The following is a 25,301-nucleotide window of genomic DNA, read 5'->3' as shown; positions in this document are numbered from 1 at the left end:
GTTCCGCCCGCCCGCGCGCGGCGCCGCCCGGCGCGCCTCAGGCCGCCCGGCGCAGCGCCGCGGCCTGCGGATCGCGCCACTGCGCCAGCAGTGCGCCCCAGCGCTCGCGCGCCGCCTTCAGGTTGCGATCCTTCACGTGGCCGTAGCCCTTGATCTGCTCGGGGATGCGGGCAATTTCCAGCGCCGTGGCGTGGTTGTCGGCGTTCAGGGCCTTCAGCACCTCCTCGATGCTGGCGCGGTATTCGCCGATCAGGGCGCGCTCGGTGCGGCGCTCGGAGGTAGCGCCGAACACGTCCAGCGCGGTGCCGCGCAGGCCCTTCAGGCGCGCCAGGATGCGGAAGTTGCGCAGCATGCTCGGGCCGTACTTGGCCTTGACCAGCTCGCCCTTTTCGTTGCGCTTGGCCAAGAGCGGCGGCGCCAGGTGGTAGTTCAGCTTGAAGTCGCCTTCGAACATGCCTTCGACGCGTGCCAGGAAAGCCGGATCGCTGTGCAGGCGCGCCACCTCGTACTCGTCCTTGTAGGCCATCAGCTTGAACAGGCCCTTGGCCACCGCCTCGCTCAGGCTGGTCTTGCCCAGCGTGCCCTCGGCCTGCCGCACCTGGTCGACAAAGGCCTGGTAGCGCTGGGCGTAAGCGGCGTTCTGGTAGCCGGTCAAAAACTCCACCCGCCGCGCGACGATGGACTCCAGCGTCTCGCGCGGCTTGAGCTGGATCGGCTGCTCGCCCAGGCTGGCCAGCGCCTTCTTGACGCGCTCGAAATCGTGCGCCGCCTGGCGGCCCCATTCGAACGCGGCCTTGTTGTTCTCGACCTGCACGTTGTTGAGCTCGATCGAGCGCAGCAGCGAGGCGCGCTCGAGCGGCACCCAGCCCTTTTGCCAGGCGTAGCCCAGCAGCATGGGGTTGACGTACAACGTGTCGCCCATCAGCTTGCTGGCCACGGTGTTGGCGTCGAAGCTGGCCACGCCGGCCTCGCCCACGGCGCGCGCGATGTCGACGGCGCAGCGCGCGGCCGGGTTCTGCCAGCCGCCGTCCTTGACGAAGGCGGCGGTGGGCGTGGCGTAGGCGTTCAGCGCCACGTGCGTGCGGCCTTCGCGCATGCGCGACACCGTCTCGGGGTTCACCGCCACGATGGGGTCGCAGCCGATCACCAGGTCGGCCGCGGCCGCGCTCACGCGCGTGGTGCGGATGTCGTCCTGGCTGGCGCCGATCAGCACGTGGCTCCAGGTGGCGCCGCCCTTTTGCGCCAGGCCCGCCGCGTCCTGCGTGATGATGCCCTTGCCTTCCATGTGCGCGGCCATGCCCAGCAACTGGCCGATGGTGATGACGCCGGTGCCGCCCACGCCCGCCACCACGATGCCCCAGGCGCCACCGGGCTGGGCCTGCGGCAGCGTCGGTTCGGGCAGCGCGCCCAGCTCGAAGGGCGAGACGCCGGACTTGGTCTTGGCCTTTTTCTTGAGCTGCCCGCCCTCCACCGTGATGAAGCTGGGGCAAAAGCCCTTGACGCAGGAAATGTCCTTGTTGCAGGTGCTCTGGTTGATGGTGCGCTTGCGGCCGAACTCGGTTTCCAGCGGCTCCACCGACAGGCAGTTGCTCTTGACGCTGCAGTCGCCGCAGCCCTCGCACACCAGCTCGTTGATGACCACGCGCACGGCCGGGTCGACCATGGTGCCGCGCTTGCGGCGGCGGCGCTTTTCGGTGGCGCAGGTCTGGTCGTAGATGATGACCGTGGTGCCCTCGATCTCGCGGAACTCGCGCTGGATGGCATCCAGCCGGTCGCGGTGCTGGATCTCGATGCCGCTCGGCAATCCCTCGGCACGCGCGCCCTCGTACTTTTCGGGCTGGTCGGTGACGACGGTGATCTTCCTGGCCCCCTCGGCGCGCATGTTCTGCGCGATCTGCACGACGGACAGGCCCTCGGGCCGCTCGCCGATGGGCTGGCCGCCCGTCATCGCCACGGCGTCGTTGTAGAGGATCTTGTAGGTGATGTTGACGCCCGCCGCCACGCTCTGGCGCACCGCCAGCGTGCCGCTGTGGTAGTAGGTGCCGTCGCCGAGGTTGGCGAACACGTGCTTTTCGTTGCTGAAGGGCTGCTGGCCGGTCCAGGGCACGCCCTCGCCGCCCATCTGCGTGAAGCCGATGGTGTTGCGGTCCATCCAGATGCTCATGAAGTGGCAGCCGATGCCGGCCATGGCGCGCGAGCCCTCGGGCACGCGCGTGCTGGTGTTGTGCGGGCAGCCCGAGCAGAACCAGGGCAGGCGCTCGGCGCCGCTGCCCTCGGTTTGCAGCACCTGCAGGGTGTGCTGGGCGCCGTCCAGGATGGCCAGCTGGCGGTCCAGGCGCGCCGTGGTGTCGGCGTCCAGCCCCAGCTTCTTCAGCCGCTCGGCAATGGCGCGGGCGATCAGCGCCGGCGTCAGGTCGGCCGTGGCGCGCAGCAGCACGTTGGCCGTGGGGTTGGTGCGCGACCACTCGCCGCCGCTCATGTCGCCCTCGCCGCCGCTGCGGAACTTGCCGACCACGTTGGGGCGCACGTCGGCGCGCCAGTTGTACAGCTCTTCCTTCAGCTGGTACTCGATCACCTGGCGCTTTTCCTCGACGACGAGGATTTCCTTCAGCCCGGTGGCGAACTGGCGCGTGGCCTGCGGCTCCAGCGGCCACACCACGCCCACCTTGTGCAGGCGAATGCCCAGTTGGCGGCAGGTGGCGTCGTCCAGGCCCAGGTCGAGCAGCGCCTGGCGCGTGTCGTTGTAGGCCTTGCCGCTGGCGATGATGCCGAAGCGGTCGTTGGGACCCTCGATGACGTTGCGGTTCAGCCGGTTGGCGCGGATGTAGGCCAGCGCGGCATACCACTTCCAGTTGAACAGGCGCTCCTCCTGCGGCAGCGCCGAGTCGGGCCAGCGGATGTGCACGCCGCCGGGCGGCATCTCGAAGTCGGTCGGCACCACGATCTCGACCCGCTCGGGGTCGATCATGGCGGTGGCGCTGGACTCGACCACCTCCTGGATGGTCTTCATGCCGGTCCACACCCCGGCGTAGCGACTGAGGGCGAAGGCGTGCACGCCCAGGTCCAGAATCTCCTGCACGCTGGCCGGGAAGAACACCGGAAAGCCGCAGGCCTCGAAGATGTGGTCGCTCTGGTGCGCGGCCGTGCTGCTCTTGGCGATGTGGTCGTCGCCCGCCACCGCGATCACGCCGCCCCAGGGCGTGGTGCCGGCCATGTTGGCGTGCTTGAACACGTCCGAGCAGCGATCCACCCCCGGCCCCTTGCCATACCAGATGCCGAACACGCCGTCGAACTTGTTGCTGCCGGGCGGCGCAAAGCCCAGCTGCTGCGTGCCCCAGAGGGCCGTGGCGGCCAGCTCTTCGTTGACGCCGGGCTGGAACACGATGTTCTGCGCCTGCAGATATTGGCGCGCGGCCCACAGCGCCTGGTCGTAGCCGCCCAGGGGCGAGCCGCGGTAGCCGCTGACGAAGCCGGCGGTGTTCTTGCCCGCCAGGGCGTCGCGCTGGCGCTGCAGCATGGGCAGCTTGACCAGGGCCTGGATGCCGCTCATGAAGGCGCGGCCGTGCTCCAGGCTGTACTTGTCGTCCAGCGTGACGGTTTCCAGCGCCTGGCGGATGGATTCGGGCAGGGGGGCGTTCATGGGGCGGGTCTCCTCGGGAGCGGTGGCGGGGCGCGATTGCCCAGAGTGTATGCGGCCTCCCCCGGTTCATGCCGGCGCAGGGGCGGCTCGCGCGGCGCCCGCCCGGCCGCCTTTTTTGCCGCCGCGCCAGGCCGCGCGCCTACACTTGGCGCCCATGCACACGCGATGGCCGGTCCGGATCCTGGGAATGGGGGCACTGCTGCTGGGCACGGCCAGCGCGGGCGCGGCGCCGACAGCGGCCCTGCCGGCCGAGGTGGCGGCGGCGCTGGCGCAGGCCGGCGTGCCCGAGTCGGCCGTGGCCATGGTGGTGGCGCCGCTGCCCCCGCCGCCGGGCGCCGTCAGCCGCCGACCCGAGCCGGTCAACGCCAGCGGCGAGGCCAACCCGGCCGCCGCGCCGCAGGCGCTGCCGGCGCCGCGCCTGGCCTGGCGCGCCGACGCGGCGATGAACCCGGCCTCGGTGATGAAGCTGGTGACCACCTACGCCGGACTCGACCTGCTGGGGCCGGGCTATTTCTGGAAAACGCGCGTCTACACCCAGGGCTACGTCAAGGACGGCGTGCTGCACGGCAACTTGCTGATCCAGGGCAGCGGCGACCCCAAGCTGGTGCGCGAGCGCCTGGCCGGCCTGATCGACGCCATCCGCGCCAAGGGCATCACCGCCATCGACGGCGACATCGGGCTGGACCGCAGCGTGTTCAAGCTGCCGCCGCACGATGCGGCCGCCTTCGACGACGACCCGCTGCGGCCCTACAACGTGGGGCCCGACGGGCTGCTGGTCAACTTCAAGGCGCTGGTGTTCAAGTTCATCCCCGAGCGCGGCGGCGTGCGCGTGGAAAGCGAGCCGCCCATCGCCGAGGTGCAGGTTCCGCCACGCGTGACCGCCGCCAAGGGCCGCTGCGGCGACTGGCGCACGCTGCTGGCGGCCGACTTCAGCGACCCGCTGCAGGTGCGCTTCAAGGGCCGCTTTCCACTGGCCTGCGGCGAGCAGCAGTGGGCCGTGGCCTACCCCGACCCGGACCGTTTCGCCCCGCGCGTGATCGAGGGCATGTGGCGCGCCGCCGGCGGCACCTTGAGTGGGCGGGTGTTGTGGCTGGATCGCCCCGCCACCGGCCAGCCGCTGGTGACGGGCTATTCGCTGCCGCTGGGCGAGGTGGTGCACGACATCAACCTGTACTCCAACAACGTGATGGCGCAGCAGCTGTTCCTGACGCTGTCGGCCAGCGTGGACGGGCACGGCAGCTTTGCCGAGTCCACCAACACGCTCAAGCGCTGGTGGCGCAGCCGCTTCGGCCTGCGCGCCACGCCGGTGGTGGACAACGGCTCGGGCCTGTCGCGCGAGGGGCGGGTGACGGCCGCCTCGCTGGTGGCGCTGCTGCAGCAGGCGGCCGTCGGGCCCAACGCCGAGGTGTTCGAGCGCTCGCTGCCGGTGGCCGGCGTGAGCGGCACCCTGCGCCGCCTGGCGGCACGCAGCCCGCAGTCGGAGGCGATCGGCAACGCGCGGCTGAAGACCGGCAGCCTGCGCGACGTGGCCGCCATTGCCGGCTACGCCTGGGGCCGCTCGGGCCAGGCCTATGCGGTGGTGGGGATCGTCAACGACCCCCGCGCCGGCGCCGCGCGGCCGGCGCTGGACCGGCTGGCGGAGTGGGCGATCCGCGATCAGCCGCTCGAGTAGCCGGCCGGCATTTTCAAGCCAAATCAGCCTGCAGCGCCCTCCAATCAAGCGCAGGCAGCTATCGTTTTTGTATCAAATTGGCCAGCTCGACGGCCGACTTGACGTCCATCTTCTCGAACACGCGGGCGCGGTGCACCTCGACCGTGCGCACGCTGATGTTCAGCTCGTCGGCGATCTGCTTGTTGGCGCGGCCCTCGGCGATGCGCGTCATCACCGCCGCCTCGCGCTCGGTCAGCTCGGCCAGCCGCGCCTGCAGCGCCTGGCGCCGGGCGCGTTCGGCCAGCCGCTCGCGCGACAGCGCCAGCGCCTGCTCCACGCGGTCGACCAGGGCGTTGTCCGAAAACGGCTTCTCGCAAAAGTCGAAGGCGCCGCGCTTGACGGTGTCCACCGCCGTCGGCACGTCGGCGTGCCCGGTCAGGAAGATCACCGGCCAGACGGCGGTCACGCCGCGCGCCAGCAGGCGGTCGAACAGCGTCAGGCCGCTGACGGCCGGCATGCGCACGTCCAGCAGGATGCAGCCGGGCGTGGCCGGCTCGGCCTCGCCCAGCGTCTGCTCGAAGGCGCCGGCGCTGGCGTGGGTCTGCGACAGCAGGCGGCGCGAACGCAGCAGCCAGGCCATGGCCTCGCGCACGCTGGGGTCGTCGTCGATGATGTGGACGATGGCATCACCGGGGTGGGTCATGGGGTGAATTCTAGGAGGCGGTCGGGCCAGCGGCGCGGCGTTTCATAATGCCCGTCCGACCTTTTCACCCACCTTTCCAGGCTCGTTTCATGGCAGCAGCAAGCAAACCCATCCGCATCGGCATCGTCGGGCACGGCAACCTCGGGCGCGGCGTCGAAGCCGCCATGGCCCACAACCCCGACCTGCGCGTGAGCGGCATCTACACCCGGCGCGACCCGGCCCAGGTCACGCCGCTGGCGGCCGGCACCCCGGTGCATCGCATGGCCGATCTGGCGGGCCACGCCGGCCAGCTCGACGTGCTGATCCTGTGCGGCGGCTCCAAGGACGATCTGCCGCTGCAGTCGCCCGAGTTGGCGGCGCGCTTTTGCATCGTCGACAGCTTCGACACCCACGCGCGCATCCCCGAGCACTTCGCCGCCGTCGATGCCGCCGCGCGCGCCGGCCGCACCACGGCGCTGATCTCGGCCGGCTGGGACCCGGGGCTGTTCTCGATCAACCGCGTCTACGCCGAGGCCCTGCTGCCCGATGGCGAGACCTACACCTTCTGGGGCAAGGGCGTGAGCCAGGGCCACTCCGACGCGCTGCGCCGCGTGCCCGGCGTGGCCGGCGCCGTGCAGTACACCGTGCCGGTGGAGGCCGCCATGCAGCAGGTGCGCAGCGGCACGCGCCCCAGCCTGAGCACGCGCCAGAAGCACACGCGCGAGTGCTACGTGGTGCTGAAGGACGGCGCAGACCCCGACGCGGTGCGCCAAGCCATCGTCAGCATGCCGCACTACTTCGACGAGTACGACACCACGGTGCACTTCGTCAGCGCCGAGCTGCTGGCCCGCGAGCACGGCCGCATCCCGCACGGCGGCTTCGTCATCCGCAGCGGCAACACCACGCCCGCGCACAAGCACGTGATCGAATACCGCCTGCAGCTGGACAGCAACCCCGAGTTCACCTCCAGCGTGCTGGTTGCCTACGCGCGCGCCGTGCACCGCCTGCACCAGCAGGGCCGCTTCGGCGCGCTGACGGTGTTCGACGTCGCGCCCGGCCTGCTGTCGCCCAAGAGCGCCGAAGAACTGCGCCGCGGCGACCTGTAGGGGCGGACCGCCATGCCCGGCGTCCAAGACCGCTGGGACTTGGTGCGCTTCGTGCAGGCGCAGCAGCCCAGCTACGCCGACGCGCTGGCCGAATTGCGCGCCGGCCACAAGCGCACGCACTGGAGCTGGTACGTGCTGCCGCAGCTGGCCGGCCTGGGCCACAGCGCGATGTCTCAGCGCTACGCCCTCTCGGGCCTGGACGAGGCGCGCGCCTATCTGGCCCACCCCTTGCTCGGCGCGCGGCTGCGCGAATGCGTGGCGGCGCTGAACGCACACGCGGGCCGCCGCGCCGACGACATGCTGGGCGCGGTGGACGCGCTGAAGCTGCATTCCTGCCTGACGCTGTTCCTGCAGGCCGCGCCCGGCAGCGCGCCCTTTCAAGACGCGCTCGAAACCTTCTTCGGCGGCGCACCGGACACAGCCACGCTGCGCCTGCTCGCGGCGCCGCCGGCGGCGCGCTGACCGGCGGGGGCGCGGCGGCCCTGCAGCGATCGTGTTGCAATGGTCGGCCGCCGAGCCTACAATTGCATAGTTATGCTATGCAATTATCCCGTCGGCAATGTCCAGTCCGGCCTCTGATGCCTCGACGGGCGCCGAGTTGCTCGACGTCATCGTGCGGCTCAACCGCTGGGTGACGCACCACAGCGACTGGACCGTGCCGGTGGCCCAGGTGCGCGTGCTGGCGCAGATCGACGACTGGGGCGAGGCGCGCACCAGCGATCTGGCCCGCGCCGAGCGCTGCAGCCAGCCGACCATGACCACGCGCCTGCAGCAGCTCGAAGCGCTGGGCTGGGTGGCCCGCGCGCGCGACCGCCAGGACGCGCGCGCCACGCCGCTCACGCTCACCGACGCCGGCCGCGCCGTGCTGGCCGACGCCCGCAGTGCGCGCACGCGCGTCATCGACACCCTGATGGCGCCCATGGACGCGCCCCGGCGCCAGCGCCTGCAGGCCGCCACGCGCGCGCTGCGCGAGCTGCTGGACGCCGCCTACAACCAACTTCCCCCGACCCGCCGCTCGCCATGAATTTTTTGCACCAACCCAAGGCCGTGCTGGCCGTCGCCTTCGCCTGCGTGATCGCCTTCATGGGCATCGGCCTGGTCGACCCCATCCTCAAGCCCATTGCCGATTCGCTCGGCGCCACGCCCTCGCAGACCTCGCTGCTGTTCACCAGCTACATGGTGGTCATGGGCCTGGCCATGCTGATCACCAGCGCGGTGTCCAGCCGCCTGGGCGTCAAGCGCACCCTGCTGCTGGGGCTGGCGATCATTATCGTCAGCGCCGGCCTGGCCGGGGCCTCCGACTCGATCGGCGCCATCGTCGGCTGGCGCGCGCTGTGGGGCCTGGGCAACGCGCTGTTCGTCGCCACCGCGCTCACCGCCATCGTCTCCAGCTCGGGCGGCTCGGTGCGCGAGGCGGTGATCTTCTACGAGGCCGCGCTGGGCGTGGGCATCGCTGCCGGGCCGCTGATCGGCGGCGTGCTGGGCTCGATCTCGTGGCGCGGCCCGTTCTTCGGCGTTTCGGTGCTGATGACCGTGGCGCTGCTGGTCACGGTGTTTTTGCTGCCCAGGACCGCGACGCGCGCGCAGCCGACGTCCCTGGGCGAGCCGTTTCGCGCCCTGCGGCATCGCGGCCTGCTGGGCGTGGCGCTGACGGCGCTGCTCTACAACTTCGGCTTCTTCACCTTGCTGGCCTACACGCCGTTTCCGCTGAACATGAACGCGCACCAGGTGGGGCTGGTGTTCTTCGGCTGGGGCGTGGCGCTGGCCGTCTCGTCGGTGTTCATCGCGCCGCGCCTGCAGCAACGCTGGGGCACCGTGCCGTCGATCCTGGCCGCCCTGCTCGGCTTCGCGCTGGTGCTGGCGGCGATGGCGCTCTGGACCGAGCAGCGCGCGGTGCTGGTGGCCGGCGTGGTGGTGGCCGGGCTGTTTCTGGGCATCAACAACACGCTGGTGACCGAGACCGTCATGAACGCCGCGCCGGTGCCGCGCGGCGTCGCCTCGGCCGCCTACAGCTTCGTGCGCTTTGCCGGCGGCGCGGTGGCGCCCTGGCTGGCGGGCTTTCTGGGCGAGCGCATCAACGACCACGTGCCCTACTGGGTCGGCGCCGCCGCCGTGCTGCTGGGCGCGGGCGTGCTGGCCTACAGCCGGCGCCACCTGCTGCACATCGACAAGGTGCTGGCGCACGGCGCCGCGCCCATGCCGCTGGCCGCCGCTCCCCGGTAGGGCTCACAAGCCCACGGGCAGCACCAGGCTTTCCTTGACCTCTTCCATCACCACATAGCTGTTGCTCTGCGCCGGCACCGGGATCTGGCGCAGGATCTGGCCCAGCAGGTCGCGGTATTCGCGCATCGCCGACAGGCGCGCCTTGACCAGGTAGTCGAAGGCGCCCGAGATCAGGTGGCATTCCAGCACGCGCGGCTCCAGCAGCAGCGCCTGGCGCACGGCGTCGAACACCGCCGCCGACTTGGACGCCAGGGTCAGCTCGACGAACACCAGCAGCCCGCGCCCCAGCGCCTCGGGGTTGACGCGCGCGTGATAGCCCAGGATCACGCCCGAGCGCTCCAGCCGGCGCACGCGCTCGCTGCAGGGCGACACCGACAGGCTCACGCGCTCGGCCAGTTCGGTCATCGTGAGGCGCCCCTCGCGCTGCAATTCTTCGAGGATTTTGCGGTCGATGCGATCGAATTCCATGTTTTCACTCTCGATGGTCAAATCGGCAGTCATTTTTGCTGAAACATGGCCGTATGCCAATGCATTTCGGTGACTTTCACCCCCGGCCGCTGCCTAAACTGCCCCCATCGAACCAAGGGTTTTGGAGACAGTCATGAAAGTCATCGTTCTGGGCGGCGGCGTGATTGGTGTCAGCACCGCGTACTACCTGGCGCGCGCCGGCGCGCAAGTCACCGTGCTGGAGCGCGAAAGCGGCGTGGCGCTGGAGACCAGCTTCGCCAACGCCGGCCAGGTCTCGCCCGGCTACTCCACGCCCTGGGCCGCGCCCGGCATTCCGCTCAAGGCCGTCAAGTGGATGTTCCAGAAGCACGCGCCGCTGGCCATTCGCCTGGACGGCAGCATGTTCCAGCTGCGCTGGATGGCCGCCATGCTGCGCAACTGCACCAGCGCGCGCTACGCCGTCAACAAGGAACGCATGACGCGCCTGGCCGAGTACAGCCGCGACTGCCTGCGCGGCCTGCGCGCCGACACGGGTATCGAGTACGAGCAGCGCACCCTGGGCACGCTGCAGGTGTTTCGCACCGCCAAGCAGATGCAGGCCGCGCAGCGCGACACCGCCGTGCTGCAGGAGTGCGGCGTGCCCTATCGCATGATGACGGACGCCAGCGCCCTGGCCGAATACGAGCCCGCGCTGGCCCACGCCCAAGGCCTGGTCGGCGGCCTGCAGCTGCCGGGCGACGAAACCGGCGACTGCCAGCGCTTCACCACCGAGCTGGCCGAGCGTGCCAAGGCGTTGGGCGTGCAGTTTCGCTTCGGCGTGCAGATTGCCGAGCTGCAACAGCGCGCCGGCCAGATCAGCGGCGTCAAGCTGGCCGGCGAAGCCGGCGAGACGCTCACGGCCGACCGCTACGTGCTGGCGCTGGGCAGCTATTCGCGCGCGCTGCTGGGCCCGCTGGGGCTGGACCTGCCGGTCTACCCGGTCAAGGGCTATTCGCTGACGGTGCCGCTGGTGGACGAGGCGCGCGCGCCGCGCTCCACCGTGATGGACGAGACCTACAAGGTCGCCATCACGCGCTTCGACCAGCGCATCCGCGTCGGCGGCATGGCCGAGCTGGCGGGCTTCAACCTGCGCCTGAACCCGGCGCGCCGCGCCACGCTGGAGATGGTCACGCGCGGTCTGTTCGACGGCGGTGGCGACCTGCCGGCCGCGACCTTCTGGACCGGCCTGCGCCCGATGACGCCCGACAGCACACCCATCGTCGGCGCCACGCGCCTGTCCAACCTGCTGATCAACACCGGCCACGGCACCTTGGGTTGGACCATGGCGGCCGGCTCGGGCAAGCTGGTGGCCGACCTGACGCTGGGCCACCGGCCCGACATCTCGACCGACGGCTTGGGCCTCGGTCGCTATTCAAAACAGAGCGCCTCGCGCTTGACCGGCGCGGGCCACCGGCCGGTTCATGCCTGAATTTCGCCGGCCCGGCGTTGCAACGCCGGGCCGCGCGCCCACTCACGCCGGTCGATAGACGTCGGGCTGGAAAGCCAGCGTGGCAAAGTGGTCCTGCAGCGTCTCGGCGCGGCGGATCAGCTCCACCTGGCCACCTTCGCGCAGCAGCAGCTCTTGCGGGCGCAGGCGGCCGTTGTAGTTGAAGCCCATGGCGTGGCCGTGGGCGCCGGTGTCCTGGATCAGCAGCAGGTCGCCGTCCTGCGTGGCCGGCAGGGCGCGCTGCACAGCGAACTTGTCGTTGTTCTCGCACAGCGAGCCCACCACGTCGACCACCGGGTCGCTGGCGCCGGGCGTCTTGCCCAGCACGTCGATGTGGTGGTAGGCGCCGTACATGCCCGGGCGCATCAGCGCCGACATGCAGGCGTCCACGCCGACGTAGTTGCGATAGATCGCCTTGTGGTTGATGACCTGGGTCACCAGCACGCCGTGCGGGCCGGTGACGTAGCGGCCGCTTTCCATGTAGACCTTGGGCTGCCAACCGTGGCGCTGCTTGAATTCGCCCAGCAGCGTGGCCGTGGCCTGGCCCAGCTTCATCACGTCGAAGGCGCCGTCCTCAGGGCGATAGGGAATGCCCAGGCCGCCGCCGATGTTGATGAACTCGAAGCGGATCGACAGCTGCTGGCCCAGCTGGGCGATCAAGTCGAGCAGCATCTGCACCGTCTGCACCATGTAGTCGGCGTTGCGCTCGTTGGACGCCAGCATGGTGTGCAGGCCGAAGCGGCGCGCGCCGCGCTGCTTCGCCTTGCGGAAGGCGCTGGCCAGCTGCTCGTGCGCCACGCCGTACTTGGCCTCCTCGGGCGTGCCGATGATGACGTTGCCGCTGCGCGCCGGGCCGGGGTTGTAGCGAAAGCACACCAGCTCGGGCATGCGCGGAACCTTGTCGATCAGGCTGATGTCGTCCAGGTTGAGGATGCAGCCGCCGTCGGCCAGCGCCGCCTCGAATTCATCGGGCGTGGTGTTGTTGGACGTGAACATGATGTCCTCGCCGCGCCCGCCGGCCTGGCGCGACAGCTGCAGCTCGGCCACCGAACTGCAGTCGTAGCCGAAGCCCAGCTCCTGCATGATGCGCAGGATGGCCGGGTTGGGCAGGGCCTTGACGGCGTAGTACTCGCGAAAGCCGGGCACGCCGGCAAAGGCCTGCTTCAGCAGGGCGCCGGTTTCGCGGATGCCGACCTCGTCGTAGATGTGAAAGGGCGTGCCGAAGTGCTGGGCCAGCGCGGGCAACAGGGGCTCGAGGCGCTGGCGAAAGCCGGAAGACATGGGCATGGCTGGAATCCGTTGTGAGTCGGGTTGAAGGCGCGGGTGCTTATTTTTTCAGTGCATCCGCAATGCGCTGCATCGCTTTTTGCACGTTCTCGAAGCTGTTGAAGGCGCTGATGCGGATGTGGTTCTCGCCGCAGCGGCCGAAGCCGGCGCCGGGCGTGCAGACCACGCCGGCTTCCTTCAGCAGAAAGTCGAAGAAGCCCCAGGAATCGCGCTCGGAGCGCACCCAGATGTAGGGTGAGTTGTCGCCGCCCACGCACTCGAAGCCCATGCGCTGGAAGGCCTGGCGCACATAGGCCGCGTTGGTCAGGTAGTGGTCGATCAGGCCGCGCACCTGGCGGCTGCCCTCGGGGCTGAACACCGCCTCGGCGGCGCGCTGCACCGGGTAGGACACGCCGTTGAACTTGGTCGTGTGGCGGCGGCTCCACAGGTCGCGCACCGACACCGCCGCGCCGCCCGTGGTGTAGGCCATGCAGCGCTTGGGCACCACGGCGTAGGCGCAGCGCACGCCCGTGAAGCCGGCGGTCTTGGAAAAGCTGCGGAACTCGATGGCCACGTCCTGCGCGCCCTCGATCTCGTAGATCGAATGCGGCAGCTCGGGGTCGCGGATGAAGGCCTCGTAGGCCGCGTCGTACAGGATCAGCGCCTTGTTGGTCCGTGCGTAGTCGACCCAGGTCTTGAGCTGCGCGCGCGTGATGGTGGCGCCGGTGGGGTTGTTGGGAAAGCACAGGTAGATCAGGTCGACCGGCTGCGTCGGCAGGGCCGGCACGTAGCCGTTGGCGGGCGTGCATTCCAGGTACACCAGGCCGGGGTAGCGGCCGTCCTGCGGCGCGCCGGTGCGGCCGGCCATCACGTTGGTGTCGACGTAGACCGGGTACACCGGGTCGGGAATGGCGACGCGGATGTCGCCCGCAAACAGCTCCTGGATGTTGCCGGTGTCGCACTTGGCGCCGTCGCTCACGAACACCTCATCGGCCGCGATGTCGGCGCCGCGCGCCTGGAAGTCGTGCTTGGCAATGGCCTCGCGCAGAAAGTCATAGCCCTGCTCGGGCCCGTAGCCGCGAAAGGTCTCGGCGCGCGTCAGCTCGTCGACGGCCTTGTGCATGGCCGTCACGCAGGCCTCGGGCAGCGGCTGGGTCACGTCGCCGATGCCCATGCGGATCAACTCGCGCCCCGGGTTCTCGTCCTGGTACTCGCGCACGCGCTTGGCGATGTTGGCGAACAGATAGCTGGCTTGCAGCTTCTGGTAGTTCTCGTTGATGTGGATCATGGCTGGAAGGCCCGGTGAGGGTGGATGAGGCTCCGCACACGCCTCTGTCCGCAAACCCTGATGCACGGCCCCCGTTGGGCCCTCGCCTTCAGCCAGCCTGGGGCCCGCGCCATGGGGCCCGACTTGATCCCGACAGAGTGTCGGATTTCGGGGCGGTAATTCTAGGGCATGGCGGCCGGGCGGCGGGTCCGCCTCGATGATGTCACCTGAAAACCCGCGCGACAGCGCTGTCGCGAGGGTGTCTTCGGGCGCACGCTCGGCCGCGCGCGTTCAGGCGTGATGGCTCGGAAAACTGAACACCGCCCCCTCGCGCACCCCCGCCGAGGGCCAGCGCTGGGTGATGGTTTTGCGCTTGGTGTAAAAGCGCACGGCGTCGGGGCCGTAGGCGTGCAGGTCGCCGAACAGGCTGCGCTTCCAGCCGCCGAAGGAGTGGTAGGCCACGGGCACGGGCAGGGGCACGTTCACGCCCACCATGCCGACCTGAATGTGATCGGTGAAGTGGCGCGCGGCCTCGCCGTCGCGGGTGAAGATGCAGGTGCCGTTGCCGTATTCGTGATCGTTGATGAGCTGCATGGCCTCGGCCAGCGAATGCGCGCGCACGATGCCCAGCACGGGGCCGAAGATTTCTTCCTGGTAGATCTTCATGCCCGGGCGCACCTCGTCGAACAGGCAGGGGCCGAGGAAATAGCCTTCTTCATGGCCCTTGACCTTCAGGCCGCGGCCATCGACCAGCAGCCGGGCACCCTCGGCCACGCCGCTGTCCACGTAGGCCTTGACCTTCTCGAAGTGTTGCCGGGTCACCAGCGGCCCCATGTCGTTGCCGTTGTCGCTGCCGGGACCGACCTTCATTTTCGCGATTTCAGTCTTGAGCCCGGCAATCATCCGGTCGGCCGTTTCGTTGCCCACGGCGACGATCAGCGGCACGGCCATGCAGCGCTCGCCGCAGCTGCCGTAGGCCGCGCCCATCATGGCGCTGACGGCGTTCTGGATGTCGGCGTCGGGCATCACCACCGCGTGGTTCTTGGCGCCGCCCAGGGCCTGCACGCGCTTGCCGTGCTTGCAGCCTTCGGCATAAATGGCCTCGGCGATGGGCGTGGAGCCCACAAAGCTGACGGCCTTGACGCGCGGGTCGCGCAGCAGCGCATCGACGGCAGCCTTGTCGCCGTTGACGACGTTGAGCACGCCGGGCGGCAGGCCGGCCTCCAGCGCCAGCTGGGCGATGCGCAGGGCCGACGAAGGGTCGCGCTCGCTGGGCTTCAGGATGAAGCAGTTGCCGCACACCACGGCCATCGGCCACATCCACAGCGGCACCATGGCCGGAAAGTTGAAGGGCGTGATGCCCGCCACCACGCCCAGCGCCTGGTGCTCGGCCCAGGAGTCGATGCCGGGGCCGGCGTTGCGGCTGTGCTCACCCTTCAGCAGCTCGGGCGCGTAGCTGGCGTATTCGATGTTCTCGATGCCGCGCTGCAGCTCGCCGTGCGCGTCGGCCAGCACCTTGCCGTGCTCGGCGGTGATGAGCTGCGCGATCTCGTCGGCGTGCTGCTCCAGCAGCTGCTTGAGCTTCATCATCACGCGCGCGCGCTTGAGCGGCGGCGTCTCGCGCCAGGCCGCAAAGGCCTGTTCGGCCGAGGCGATGGCGCGCTCGACCAGGGCCGGGCTGGCCAGTTCGACGCTGGTGGACGAGGCCCCCGTGGCGGGGTTGAACACCGGCTGCGAGCGGCCGTGCTCGTGCACGATCTGGCCGTCGATCAGGTGGCCGACGGTGGCGGTGACGTTTTTGTCGTGTTGCATGGTTTTATGAATAAAAAATGCTTGTAGCGCCCGTCCATAAAGCGCGAACAGCTATTAATAAAATAGTAAATACCGAGCGCAGAGGCCGCGGAGATTACGCAAAAGACGCAGAAAAACCCATCATATTTTTGACTTTCTCTTTTGCGTCCTCTGCGAATCCTTTGCGCCCTCTGCGTTCGGCTGTTGGAAGTTCAGGCCGTTTCCATCAGCGCATCGCCCAGCGCGCTCACCAGCCGGTCGATCTCGGCCGGCGTGGCGATGAAGGGCGGCGCCAGCTGGATGGTGTCGCCGCCGTAGCGCACGTAGAAGCCCTTCTTCCAGCAGGCCATGGCGATCTCGTAGGGACGCTTGGCGGGTTCGCCCGGCAGGGATTCGATGGTGAAGCCGGCGGCCAGGCCGTAACTGCGGATGTCCAGCACATGCCTGGCCCCCTTCAGGCCGTGCACCGCGGCCTCGAAGTGCGGCGCCAGCGCCTTGGCGCGGCCCACGCCGTCCTCGCGCTCCAGCAGATCCAGCGCCGCGATGCCGGCGGCGCAGACCACCGGGTGCGCGCTGTAGGTGTAGCCGTGGGCGAACTCCAGCATGTAGTCGGGCCCGCCCGCCGCCATGAAGCTGTCGTAGATCTCCTTGCTGGCCACCACGCCGCCCAGCGGCTGCGCGCCGTTGGTGACCTGCTTGGCGAAGGTCATGATGTCGGGCACCACGCCGAAGGCCTCGCTGCCGGTCATGGCGCCGCAGCGGCCAAACGCCGTGATGACCTCGTCGAAGATCAAGAGGATGCCGTGCTGGGTGCAGATTTCGCGCAGGCGCTGCAGGTAGCCCACGGGCGGGATGACCACGCCGGCCGAGCCGCTGAAGGGCTCGACGATGACGGCGGCGATGTTGCTGGCGTCGTGCAGGGCGATCAAATCGAGCAGGCGGTCGGCCAGCGCCACGCCGCCTTCGGCCGGCTGGCCCTTGATGAAGCTGCCCAGGGGCGGCTGGGTGTGCGGCAGGTGGTCGGCCTCGATGCCCTGGCCATAGGCCTTGCGATTGCCCACCATGCCGCCCACCGAAATGCCGCCGAAGTTGACGCCGTGGTAGCCCTTCTCGCGCCCGATCAGCCGCGTGCGTCCGCCCTGGCCCTTCAGGCGCCAGTAGGCGCGCGCCATCTTGAGCGCGGTGTCGGCGGCCTCCGAGCCGCTGCTGGTGAAGAACACGTAGTCCAGGCCGGCGGGCGTGAGCGCCTTGATCTTGTTGGCCAGCTCGAAGGACAGTGGGTGGCCGAACTGAAAGCCCGGCGAATAGTCCAGCCGCGCGGCCTGCTGGCCGACGGCCTCGGCGATCTCGCGCCGGCCATGGCCGAGGCCGCTGCACCACAGTCCCGACAGGCCGTCGAAGATCTTGCGGCCCTCGCCGTCGGTGTAGTAGGCGCCCTGGCCCGCCACCACCAGGCGCGGGTCGCGCTTGAACTGGCGGTTGGCGGTAAAGGGCATCCAGTGCGCGTCCAGCCAGGCGGCGTCGGTGCGCAGGGGGCTGGCGGCAGAGGCGGGGCTGACGATGGCGCTCATGGCTGGGTCCTCGAAAAGGGGCTGATCGAACGAAATTGACGCCGCCATTGTCAGCCGGTGCTTTAATCGGTCAAATCAGCAAATATTCCAGCTTGTTTGCCGAATGCCGCAAGTAAAGACCCGCCCACCCCGCGCCCGCGCCCTGCTGGGGCAGCTCAGCGACATGGACCTGCGCCTGCTGCAGGTGTTCAAGGCGGTGGTCGACTGCGGCGGCATGGCGGCGGCCGAGCTGGAGCTGAACATCGGCATCAGCGCCGTCAGCCGCCACGTGAAGGACCTGGAAACGCGCCTGGGCCTGACGCTGTGCCGGCGCGGGCGCGCGGGCTTCGCGCTGACGGCCGAGGGCCAGCGCGTGTACGACGAGACGCTGCGCCTGCTGGCGGCCGTCGACGGCTTTCGCGCCAGCGTGCACGACATCCACGCGCGCATGGGCGGCAAGCTGGCCATCGCGCTGTTCGACAAGACCGCCAGCAACCCCGCCGCGCGCATCCACCAGGCGATCGCGGCGTTTCGCGACCAGGCGCCCGACGTGGCGCTGGAGCTGCACGTGGGCACCATCCAGGCGATCGAGCGCGGGGTGCTGGACGGCAGCTTCGCCGTCGGCGTGATCCCGGCGCACCGCGCCTCGGGCAGCCTGCGCTACGAGCGGCTGTTCGGCGAGACCATGCGCCTGTATGCCGGCGCCGGCCATCCGCTATTCGATCAGGAGCACCTCGCGCTGGACTGGAAAGCGCTGCGCGCCCGTGCGGACTTTGCCGGCCTGGGCTATCACTCGCCCAACCTGGAGCTGGCGCACGCGCGCCACCTGCAGCGCGGCGCCACCGCCTTCGACCAAGAGGCGATCGCCACGCTGATCCTGTCGGGGCGCTTCGTCGGCTTTCTGCCCGACCACTACGCCGACGCCTTCGTGCGGCGCGGCCAACTGCGCGCCGTGGCGCCGGCCAGCCTGCACTACGCCTGCGACTTCGTCAGCGTGCTGCGCCGCTCGCCGCAGCCGCCGCGCGCGGCGCTGGCGTTTCATCAGGCGCTGCGGGCGGCGCATGCGCCGGCGGATCGGCCACCGTCAGGCCGAAGCTGAACACCGTGCCGCGCGGCCACTGCGGCTCGTGCACCAGCGCGCCGCCGTGCTGCTCGATGGCGGTGCGGCACAGCGACAGGCCCAGGCCCATGCCCTCGGCCTTGGTGGTGAAAAAGGGCGTGAACAGCTGGCCGGCCACCTCGTCGCTGATGCCGCTGCCGGTGTCCGACACGGCAAAGCGCAGCACGGCGCGCGCGCCGCGCGCCAGCGGCTCGGGCTGCACCGTCAGGCGCAGCAGGCGCGGCGACGGGCTGTCGGCCATGGCCTGCATGGCGTTGCGCGCCAGATTCAGCAGCACCTGCTCGATCATGGTCGGCTCGCACCACACCGCCGGCAGGCTGGGCGCGCAATTGATCTGCACGCGCACGCCCAGCTTGCGCGCCTGCAGCTGCACCAGCGGCAGCACGGCGTCCAGCAGCGCGGCGGGCGCCACCGCCTGGCGCTGGCTGGCGCGCCGGCGCACCAGGTCGTGCACGCTGTTGATGACCTTGCCGGCGCGGCCGGCCTGCTCGGCGATGCGCGCCAGCGCCACCCGCAGGTCGGCCAGCGTCGGCGTCGGCGCGGCCTCGGCGGCCAGCAGGTTGAGCGAGCCGTTGGCGTAGCTGGAGATCGCCGCCAGCGGCTGGTTCAGCTCGTGGCTCATCAGCGAGGCCATTTCGCCCACCGTGGCCAGACGCGAGCTGGCGGCCAGGCGCTCCTGGCTGGCGCGCGACATCTCCTCGGCGCGGCGCTGCGCCGTCAAATCCAGCACCGCGCCCATCCAGCCGCCGTGCTTGCCGGTGGCGCCGATCAGCGGCGCCTCGATGATGAGCACCGGAAAACGCGTGCCGTCCTTGCGCATGAACACCGACTCCATACCCTCGCGCGAGGGCGCCGCCGCGCCGGCCAGCCGCACCGCCTGGCGCTCGGCGTATTCCGACACGTGCTCGGGCGGCCAGTAGGGCGCGGGCAAGGCGTGGCCGATCAGCTCCTCGGGGGCAAAGCCGGTCATGGCGCAAAAGGCCGGGTTGACGTAGGTGATGCGCCCCTGCAGGTCGCGCGCGCGCAGGCCGGTGACCAGCGAATCTTCCATCGCCTTGCGAAAGGCCAGCGCCTCGCCCAGCTCGGCCTCGGCCTGCTGGCGGCGCCGAAAGTCGCGCGCCAGCAGGATCAGCACCGTCACCAGCGCGATCGACAGGCCGGTGACCAGCGCCGTCATCACGTTGGGCAGGGTGTCGGGCGCCTGGCGGCCGCCGTCCATGCGCAGCACCAGGGCGACGCCCGGCAGGTCGAACAGCTGCTGCGACACGAACAGGCGCGCGCCGCGCCGCGGCCCGCCCTGCACCGCCAGCCGGGTGCCGTCCAGTTCGGTGAAGGCCACGCTCTGGCGCTGGGTGTAGGCGGGCGCCAGCATGGCGCTCAGCATGCCGGCGAGCGAGTACGTCACCACCAGGTAGCCGCTGCGCCGCGCGCCGCTGCCGATCGGCAGGCACATCTGCATCACCTCCTCGCCCACGCCGGCCGAGCGCTGCACGAAGTGGCTTTCTGAGTAGCTCGCGCCATCGAGCCGGGCGGCGTTGGCGCAGACCTCGCGCACACGCTGCACCTCCTGTCCGAGCGGTCCCTCGTCGGGCAGCTGGAACGCCGGGTAGTACGGGCTGTCGGCACTGGCCAGCAGGCGCAGGTGGGTGTCGCGCCACTCCAGGCGCAGCCAGTCGCGGTAGCGGTCCAGCAGCGCCATGGCGGCCGGTGGCCAGCCTTCGGGCGTCAGCTGCAGGATGGCCAAGCCATGCAGGTCCTGCTGGCGCCGCACCAGCCCCTGGCGCAGGGTTTGCGCGGCGGCGGCGTTGTCGCGGTCGAGCGCGCGCTGCAACTCGTCGATCTCGTGGTTGCGCGCCAGCCAGGCCAGCACGCCCAGCATCAGCGCCACCACCAGCACCAGCGCCACCCACAGCCGCCAGCGCCGCCACAGCGCCAGCAGGCGCTGCCAGCGCGCGCGCACCTGCTGGGCCAGGCGCGGGCCGACGCGGGCCGCGGCGGCGGTCACAGCCGCCGGTGCTCCAGGGCCGGCAGCTGCCGGCGGCGCGCTTGCAGCGCCGCGGCGTCCAGCTCGGCCAGCACCACGCCCGCGCCCTCGGGCCGCTGCGCCAGCACCTGGCCCCAGGCATCGACCACCATCGAGTGGCCCCAGGTGCGCCGGCCGTTCTCGTGCACGCCGCCCTGCGCGGCGGCGATCACGCCGCTGAGGTTTTCGACCGCGCGCGCGCGCAGCAGCAGCTCCCAGTGCGCCTGGCCGGTGACGTAGGTAAAGGCGCTGGGCACCAGCAGCAGGTCGGCGCCCTGCGCCGCGTAGGCGCGGTACAGCTCGGGAAAGCGCAGGTCGTAGCACACCGACAGGCCGACGCGCCAGCTGTGGCCGTCGCGCGCGGGCAGCTCGAACAGGACCGGCCGGCTGCCGGCGGCCAGCACGGCGGCCTCGTCGTACTGGCGCTCGCCGTCGTTGAAGCGAAACAGGTGGATCTTGTCGTAGTGCGCCACGCGCTCGCCCGTCGGCGCAAATACCAACGAGGCATTGCGCACCCGATGCTCATCGCGCGGCGCGCGCGACAGCGGCAGCGTGCCGCCGACGATCCACAGCCCCAGCTCGCGCGCCGTGGCGGCCAGCCAGGACTGGATGGGGCCCTCGGCCAGCGGCTCCTGCAGCGCCAGCTTGTCGGTGTCGCGCCGGCCCATGACGCAAAAATATTCGGGCAGCACCGCCAGCTCGGCGCCGGCGGCAGCGGCCTCGGCCAGCAGGGCGTGGGCGGCGCGCAGGTTGGGCTCGACCTGGGTGCCGGAAACCATCTGGATGGCGGCGACGTGCATCATTTCTCCTTCGGTGCGGGGCTCGCGGCGGCGGCGGCGGCAGCAGCAGCGGAGGCGGCGGCCGCCGCCGCATCGGCCGACAGCTTGACCGGCACCACCTCCGGATTGTCCCAGCTGCCGGTGATTTCGAACTCGCGCGTGGCCGCCTGCGCCAGCGGCTGCTTGAGCACCAGCTGCGCCACGAACGCCCCCAGCCCGATGGCGGGGTTGATCAGCGCCGTGGCCAGCGCGGCGGTGCCGGCGTCGATCTCGGGCACCACCAGCACGCGCAGCTTCTGCGTCTCGGCATCCAGGTTCACCTGGCCGTCCATCAGCACGGCGGCGTTCACGCCCTTCATCTGCAGGTTGCTGGTGTGCGCCACACCGTGCGTGATCTGGGCATCGCCGCGCACGAAGTCGAACGCGAAGCCGCTGCTGAACACGTCGCGAAAGTCCAGCGTCAGGCGGCGCGGCAGCGCCTGCAGGCTGAGCACGCCCAGCAGCTTGGCCAGGCCCGGATCGGCCTTGAGGAACTGGCCGGCGCCGATGTCCAGGTGCAACTTGCCGTCCATGCTGGGGTAGTGCGGCGAGTAGGGCGAGCCGACCCAGCCCAGCTCGCCGTCGATGCGCCCCTGCCCGCCGCGCAGCACGCCGGCCATGCCGAAGCGCGCCAGCAGGGCGCCGGCGTCGCGCACGTCCAGCTTGAAGTCCAGCGCCGTGCGCCGCTGGTCGGCCGCGCTGCGCACCGAGCGCGCGCCCGGCGGCAGCGCCGGCGCGCCCGGCTGCGTGGCCCAGCGGCCGGAGGCGCTCAGGCTGGCTTCGGGCACGGTCAGCGCCAGCCGCGTCAGCTGCCAGTCCTGCAGCGCCTCGGCGTCGGGCGCGGCGCGCGCCTGGTCGGCGTCCAGGTTGACGGCCTGCACCTCCAGCCGGCCCAGCTTGTGGCCGTGCAGCTCGAACTCGTCGACCACCACGTCCAGCGCCGGGATGCGGCTGGGCGGCTGCTCCAGCGCGTTGGCGTCGGCCGCGTCGCCGGCGGCCAGGTTCAGGCGCGACAGGCGCGCGCGCACGGCGCCGGGCTGCCCGTGGGCGCCCTCGGTGTACTCCAGGCGCCCGGCCAGCTCGCGTGCCTGCACCTGGGCCTGCCAATGCTCGCCACTGCGCGTGGCGACGGCGTGCAGCTCGTGCAGCTTGCGCCGGTCCACCTGCAGCACGCCGACGTCGAAGGTCCATTGCTCGGGCAGCAGGCCGGCGCCGCCCGAGGCGAGCGCCGTGTCGGTCGGCACTGTGGGCGCCGCGGCTTCGGTGGCTGGCGCCGCGCCGCTTCGGGCCGGCGCCGCAGTCAGGCGATCGACCGCGCGCTGCCAGGCATCGACGTCGATCTCGGGCCAGCGCACGCTGGCGTGCACGCCGGCAGCCGGCAGCGCCAGCGGCTGGGCCGTGGCCTGGCCCAGCGCCACCGCGCCGCGCGGGGGCGCGCCCGCGCCCTGCTGCAGCTCCAGCGCCAGGCGGTCGGCCAGTTGCACCTGCAGGCGCTCGCGCGCGCCGCCGCCCGGACCGCCGGCCGGCGCCAGCTCGACGTGCAGCGGCCAGGCGGCGTCGGCCGGCTTGTCCAGCGGCGCCGGCCAGTCCAGCGCCAGGCCGCGCAGCGCGCTGCGCACGTCCAGTCGCATGGCCTGGCCCTGAAAGCCGAGCTCCAGCTGATAGTCGGCGCTGCCGCTGGCCTGGCGTGCCAGCGCGGCCACGGCGCTCCAGGCCGGCCCCCATTCGCCCGCCTGGCGCAAGCCCTCGGCGCTGGCCTGGCCGCTGGCCTGGATCTGCACCCGGGACGCATCCGCCGCCGTGCCGCCGCTCACCTGCACCGACCCGCCCAGCGCGCGCGCCTGGGCGCCTTCGATGGCGAAACCGGCTTCGGAAAAGCTCACCGCGCCGCTGGCCTGCTCCAGCGGCGGCGCGGCGGCGGCCAGGCGCAGCGTGTTGCCGGCCGGCCGCACGCGCCCCTGCACCTTGGCCTGCTCCAGCTGGTGCACCGGCAGGTCGAGCTTCAGGTCCAGCGTGGCGTCCCCGCTGGCGCTGGCGCCGTCCAGCGCGTGATGCGTGAACTCGGCCACCGGCGAGTCGCGCACGATGGCCAGCGCCGCCGCCAGCGGCCCGCTGCCCGTGGCCTGCACCTGCACCCGCGGCTGCTTGAAGTCGGGCACGCCGGCCTCGATGCCGGCCCAGCGCCAGCCGGCATGGCCCTGCACCTGGGCGGCGCCGGCGTGCACCTGCATGCCGGCGCGCTCGAACACCAGCTCGCCTTTCAGCGCCTCCAACGCGGGCCAGGGCGCCTGGCCCTTGGGCTGCAGGCCCGGCGGCACGTAGGCCAGCAGCACGCCGCTCACCGGCGCGGCGATGCGGAAGGTGCCCACTTCGCCCGGCAGGTTGTAGGGCAGCTCGTGCAGCCGGCCCTGCACGCGCACCGTCACGTCGCGGCCATCGCCCTTGCGCACGGCGTCGCGCACGTAGTGGCGCGCGGGCGCCGGAATGCTGAGCGGCAGATAGCGGTACACGCGCGCGCCGTTGGCGCGGCTGAAGCCCCCTTGCAAGTCGAGCACGCCCGGAAAGCGCGCGCCGCTGCCATCGGCGTTGTCGCCGCTGTGCCAGCGCGCCGAAAAGCGGCCGGCGGCGTCGGCGTTGGCCAGCGTCAGCTCGTCCACCTGCACCTCGATGCGCTCGCCCTGCACGCGCCACTGGGCCTGGGTCTTGAGCGCGTCCAGCGGGATGCGTGGCTCTTCGAACACGCCCGGAAAACTGAGCGCACCGTTTGCAATCGTCACGCTGGCGTGGCCGCCGGCCGGCCCGGCATCCAGTTGCAGCGTCGCGCCCTCCACGCCCGGAACGCCGGGGCGCGCATGGCCCTTGGCGTCGGGCGCGCGCTCCTGTGCGTCGACCCGCAAGCCCGTGGCCCGGGCCTGCAGCCGCCAGTCGCTGGGCGCCTGCAGCGGGCCGTCCCAGCGCGCGTCCACGCGCTCGATCAGGCCGGCCACCGGCTGCCGCTGCAGGCGCTCGCCCCACGCGGGCGGCAGCGGCAGGCTGGCGGCCAGCCGCGCCAGCATGGCCAGGTCGAGCCGGTCGGCCTGCAGCGTGCCGCCGGCCGCGCGGTGGCTGAAACTCAGGTTGCCGCCCGGCCAGGCCGTGCCGTCGGGCAGGGTAAAGCGCAGCACCTGCGTCGAGGCCTGAAAACCATCGGCCTGGCGGCGCCAGACCAGGCGCGTGCTCAGGTCGGCGAAGGCCAGCGGCGCCAGCCGCGACGCCAGCGTGGCGGCGGCGCCCTGCAGGGCCACGTCGGCGCGCGCGTCCACCGGCGCGCCGCGGCGCACGTCCAGCCACAGGCGCAGGGCGGCGGCGCCGCGCAGCCCGCCCACGCCCTGCGCCTGCAGCCACGGCGCCAGCGGGGTCGCGGCGGCGGCCTGCACGCCGGGCAGGCTGGCGTACAGCTGGCCGTCCCAGCTTTGCCAGCGCCCGGCGTGGCGCTCCAGCAGGGCCTGACGGAACTGGCCGATCAGCGTGAAGCGCTCGCCCCAGGCGGGCGGCGGCGTGGCGTCCACGCGCCACTGGTGGCGGCGCAGGCCGTTGCGCAGCACCGCGTCGATGCGCTCGAAGGCCGCCGGCGGCGCGCCCTGCTGTGCGTCGGTCCAGCTCAGGCGCGCGTTGCGCAGCACGATTTCTTCCTGCGCGAACAGCCAGTCGGCGGCGCGCGTGTCGCCCGCCGTCGGCGCGCTCAGGTCCAGCCCGCCCAGCCACCAGCGGCCCTGCGCGTCGCGCGCCAGCGCCAGCTCGGCGTCGTCGATCACCAGCTGCTCCACGCCGCCGCGCAGCAGCGAGGCGACCGAGAACACCACCAGCGCGCGCGGCACCCGCAGGCCGCCCTGGCCGTCGGGGCCAGGCACGCGCAGATCGCGCACCGCCACCTGGGGCACCAGGCCGTTGGCTTCGACCGTGAGCGTGCCGATCGTCACGGAAGTGCCCAGCGCCTGCGTGGCCGCCGCCTGCAGGCGCGGACGAAAAACGTCGATTCGCGGCACAATGAACCAATGCAGTGCCGACCAGGCCAGCACGATGAGCAGCAGCAAGGCGCCCACGATGCGCACGGCCCAACGCACGGCAACGGCAAGAACGCGGATCGGAAAGGGACTCAAGAGCGTGCGCGTGAAGCAGTCGATGAAAGCCGACCGGCGGCAGGGGGAAAGAAATTATGACCCGCGATGAAGCGCCGGGTTCGGTGCTGACA

At 71.2% G+C, this 25,301-nt stretch carries 17 protein-coding genes; 7 read left to right on the top strand and 10 right to left on the bottom strand.

Annotated features, from left to right (window positions below; genetic code table 11):
• Nucleotides 1–37: 37 nt before the first annotated feature.
• The gene (locus tag ACWHMB_RS01390) at nucleotides 38–3,640 is read right to left on the bottom strand and encodes an indolepyruvate ferredoxin oxidoreductase family protein (RefSeq protein WP_377481122.1); all 3,603 of its coding nucleotides are present in this window, start codon (nucleotides 3,638–3,640) and stop codon (nucleotides 38–40) included.
• Nucleotides 3,641–3,827: 187 nt separating this feature from the next.
• Between ACWHMB_RS01390 and dacB the strand changes: the two genes are divergently transcribed.
• The gene (gene dacB, locus ACWHMB_RS01385; RefSeq protein ID WP_377481119.1) at nucleotides 3,828–5,312 is read left to right on the top strand and encodes a D-alanyl-D-alanine carboxypeptidase/D-alanyl-D-alanine endopeptidase; all 1,485 of its coding nucleotides are present in this window, start codon (nucleotides 3,828–3,830) and stop codon (nucleotides 5,310–5,312) included.
• A 58-nt stretch (nucleotides 5,313–5,370) separates the two neighbouring features.
• Here dacB and ACWHMB_RS01380 read toward each other — a convergent pair whose 3' ends face one another.
• On the bottom strand, nucleotides 5,371–5,994 hold the full coding sequence (locus tag ACWHMB_RS01380; RefSeq protein WP_377481116.1) for a response regulator transcription factor: 624 nt from the start codon (nucleotides 5,992–5,994) through the stop codon (nucleotides 5,371–5,373).
• An 89-nt stretch (nucleotides 5,995–6,083) separates the two neighbouring features.
• On the opposite strand from ACWHMB_RS01380, the gene ACWHMB_RS01375 reads away from it, so the two are divergent.
• The 4 genes from ACWHMB_RS01375 to ACWHMB_RS01360 all read left to right on the top strand — a co-directional run bounded on the left by ACWHMB_RS01375 (nucleotide 6,084) and on the right by ACWHMB_RS01360 (nucleotide 9,302).
• The gene (locus ACWHMB_RS01375) at nucleotides 6,084–7,079 is read left to right on the top strand and encodes a diaminopimelate dehydrogenase (RefSeq protein ID WP_377481113.1); all 996 of its coding nucleotides are present in this window, start codon (nucleotides 6,084–6,086) and stop codon (nucleotides 7,077–7,079) included.
• 12 nt (nucleotides 7,080–7,091) lie between these two features.
• Nucleotides 7,092–7,541: a DUF1810 domain-containing protein gene (locus ACWHMB_RS01370; RefSeq protein WP_377481110.1), complete on the top strand. Its 450-nt coding sequence runs from the start codon at nucleotides 7,092–7,094 to the stop codon at nucleotides 7,539–7,541.
• A 97-nt stretch (nucleotides 7,542–7,638) separates the two neighbouring features.
• A complete protein-coding gene (locus ACWHMB_RS01365) occupies nucleotides 7,639–8,103 on the top strand; it encodes a MarR family winged helix-turn-helix transcriptional regulator (protein WP_293224040.1) in 465 nt (154 codons plus the stop codon).
• Nucleotides 8,100–9,302: an MFS transporter gene (locus tag ACWHMB_RS01360; RefSeq protein ID WP_293224041.1), complete on the top strand. Its 1,203-nt coding sequence runs from the start codon at nucleotides 8,100–8,102 to the stop codon at nucleotides 9,300–9,302. The genes ACWHMB_RS01365 and ACWHMB_RS01360 overlap by 4 nt, the downstream gene beginning before the upstream one ends.
• Nucleotides 9,303–9,305: 3 nt before the next feature.
• Here the strand turns inward: ACWHMB_RS01360 and ACWHMB_RS01355 are convergent, their stop codons facing one another.
• Complete coding sequence (locus ACWHMB_RS01355) at nucleotides 9,306–9,803, bottom strand: winged helix-turn-helix transcriptional regulator (RefSeq protein WP_377481106.1); 498 nt, start codon at nucleotides 9,801–9,803, stop codon at nucleotides 9,306–9,308.
• Between the two features lie 100 nt (nucleotides 9,804–9,903).
• Here ACWHMB_RS01355 and ACWHMB_RS01350 point away from each other — a divergent pair, with 100 nt between their 5' ends.
• A complete protein-coding gene (locus ACWHMB_RS01350; protein WP_377481103.1) occupies nucleotides 9,904–11,217 on the top strand; it encodes a D-amino acid dehydrogenase in 1,314 nt (437 codons plus the stop codon).
• 42 nt (nucleotides 11,218–11,259) lie between these two features.
• On the opposite strand, the gene lysA is transcribed toward ACWHMB_RS01350, so the two are convergent.
• The 4 genes from lysA to ACWHMB_RS01330 form a co-directional block, all read right to left on the bottom strand.
• Nucleotides 11,260–12,522 (bottom strand): diaminopimelate decarboxylase, encoded by a 1,263-nt coding sequence (gene lysA, locus ACWHMB_RS01345; protein ID WP_377481100.1) that lies wholly within the window; start codon nucleotides 12,520–12,522, stop codon nucleotides 11,260–11,262.
• Nucleotides 12,523–12,562: 40 nt separating this feature from the next.
• Complete coding sequence (locus tag ACWHMB_RS01340; RefSeq protein ID WP_293225335.1) at nucleotides 12,563–13,789, bottom strand: LL-diaminopimelate aminotransferase; 1,227 nt, start codon at nucleotides 13,787–13,789, stop codon at nucleotides 12,563–12,565.
• A 270-nt stretch (nucleotides 13,790–14,059) separates the two neighbouring features.
• Nucleotides 14,060–15,580: a CoA-acylating methylmalonate-semialdehyde dehydrogenase gene (locus ACWHMB_RS01335; protein WP_377481097.1), complete on the bottom strand. Its 1,521-nt coding sequence runs from the start codon at nucleotides 15,578–15,580 to the stop codon at nucleotides 14,060–14,062.
• Nucleotides 15,581–15,771: 191 nt separating this feature from the next.
• On the bottom strand, nucleotides 15,772–17,130 hold the full coding sequence (locus ACWHMB_RS01330; protein ID WP_377481094.1) for an aspartate aminotransferase family protein: 1,359 nt from the start codon (nucleotides 17,128–17,130) through the stop codon (nucleotides 15,772–15,774).
• 103 nt (nucleotides 17,131–17,233) lie between these two features.
• Here ACWHMB_RS01330 and ACWHMB_RS01325 point away from each other — a divergent pair, with 103 nt between their 5' ends.
• Nucleotides 17,234–18,208 (top strand): LysR family transcriptional regulator, encoded by a 975-nt coding sequence (locus ACWHMB_RS01325; protein ID WP_377481091.1) that lies wholly within the window; start codon nucleotides 17,234–17,236, stop codon nucleotides 18,206–18,208.
• Here the strand turns inward: ACWHMB_RS01325 and ACWHMB_RS01320 are convergent.
• The 3 genes from ACWHMB_RS01320 to ACWHMB_RS01310 are packed head-to-tail and all read right to left on the bottom strand — an operon-like array spanning nucleotide 18,099 to nucleotide 25,209.
• Nucleotides 18,099–20,234 carry a two-component system sensor histidine kinase NtrB gene (locus ACWHMB_RS01320; RefSeq protein ID WP_377481088.1) on the bottom strand — a complete coding sequence of 712 codons (2,136 nt, stop codon included), beginning with the start codon at nucleotides 20,232–20,234 and terminating at the stop codon, nucleotides 18,099–18,101. The genes ACWHMB_RS01325 and ACWHMB_RS01320 overlap by 110 nt on opposite strands.
• Nucleotides 20,231–21,052, bottom strand: a complete 822-nt coding sequence (locus tag ACWHMB_RS01315) for a carbon-nitrogen hydrolase family protein (protein ID WP_377481229.1) — start codon at nucleotides 21,050–21,052, stop codon at nucleotides 20,231–20,233. The genes ACWHMB_RS01320 and ACWHMB_RS01315 overlap by 4 nt, the downstream gene beginning before the upstream one ends.
• Nucleotides 21,052–25,209 carry a YhdP family protein gene (locus ACWHMB_RS01310; RefSeq protein WP_377481085.1) on the bottom strand — a complete coding sequence of 1,386 codons (4,158 nt, stop codon included), beginning with the start codon at nucleotides 25,207–25,209 and terminating at the stop codon, nucleotides 21,052–21,054. Before ACWHMB_RS01310 ends, ACWHMB_RS01315 begins: the two co-directional genes overlap by 1 nt.
• Between the last annotated feature and the right edge of the window lie 92 nt (nucleotides 25,210–25,301).

The organism is Ottowia pentelensis, from assembly GCF_964341695.1.
Note: the sequence above shows the minus strand (reverse complement) of the source record. Positions and strands in the feature narration are given on the sequence as shown.

Excerpts from the sequence above, each read along its gene's own strand:
- ACWHMB_RS01375 (WP_377481113.1), top strand. The coding sequence starts at position 6,084 with ATGGCAGCAGCAAGCAAACCCATCCGCATCGGCATCGTCGGGCACGGC.
- ACWHMB_RS01370 (WP_377481110.1), top strand. The coding sequence starts at position 7,092 with ATGCCCGGCGTCCAAGACCGCTGGGACTTGGTGCGCTTCGTGCAGGCG.
- ACWHMB_RS01325 (WP_377481091.1), top strand. The coding sequence starts at position 17,234 with ATGCCGCAAGTAAAGACCCGCCCACCCCGCGCCCGCGCCCTGCTGGGG.
- ACWHMB_RS01330 (WP_377481094.1), bottom strand. The coding sequence starts at position 17,130 with ATGAGCGCCATCGTCAGCCCCGCCTCTGCCGCCAGCCCCCTGCGCACC.
- ACWHMB_RS01315 (WP_377481229.1), bottom strand. The coding sequence starts at position 21,052 with ATGCACGTCGCCGCCATCCAGATGGTTTCCGGCACCCAGGTCGAGCCC.
- ACWHMB_RS01340 (WP_293225335.1), bottom strand. The coding sequence starts at position 13,789 with ATGATCCACATCAACGAGAACTACCAGAAGCTGCAAGCCAGCTATCTG.
- ACWHMB_RS01360 (WP_293224041.1), top strand. The coding sequence starts at position 8,100 with ATGAATTTTTTGCACCAACCCAAGGCCGTGCTGGCCGTCGCCTTCGCC.
- lysA (WP_377481100.1), bottom strand. The coding sequence starts at position 12,522 with ATGCCCATGTCTTCCGGCTTTCGCCAGCGCCTCGAGCCCCTGTTGCCC.
- ACWHMB_RS01380 (WP_377481116.1), bottom strand. The coding sequence starts at position 5,994 with ATGACCCACCCCGGTGATGCCATCGTCCACATCATCGACGACGACCCC.
- ACWHMB_RS01350 (WP_377481103.1), top strand. The coding sequence starts at position 9,904 with ATGAAAGTCATCGTTCTGGGCGGCGGCGTGATTGGTGTCAGCACCGCG.
- ACWHMB_RS01355 (WP_377481106.1), bottom strand. The coding sequence starts at position 9,803 with ATGACTGCCGATTTGACCATCGAGAGTGAAAACATGGAATTCGATCGC.
- ACWHMB_RS01335 (WP_377481097.1), bottom strand. The coding sequence starts at position 15,580 with ATGCAACACGACAAAAACGTCACCGCCACCGTCGGCCACCTGATCGAC.
- dacB (WP_377481119.1), top strand. The coding sequence starts at position 3,828 with ATGGGGGCACTGCTGCTGGGCACGGCCAGCGCGGGCGCGGCGCCGACA.
- ACWHMB_RS01390 (WP_377481122.1), bottom strand. The coding sequence starts at position 3,640 with ATGAACGCCCCCCTGCCCGAATCCATCCGCCAGGCGCTGGAAACCGTC.
- ACWHMB_RS01365 (WP_293224040.1), top strand. The coding sequence starts at position 7,639 with ATGTCCAGTCCGGCCTCTGATGCCTCGACGGGCGCCGAGTTGCTCGAC.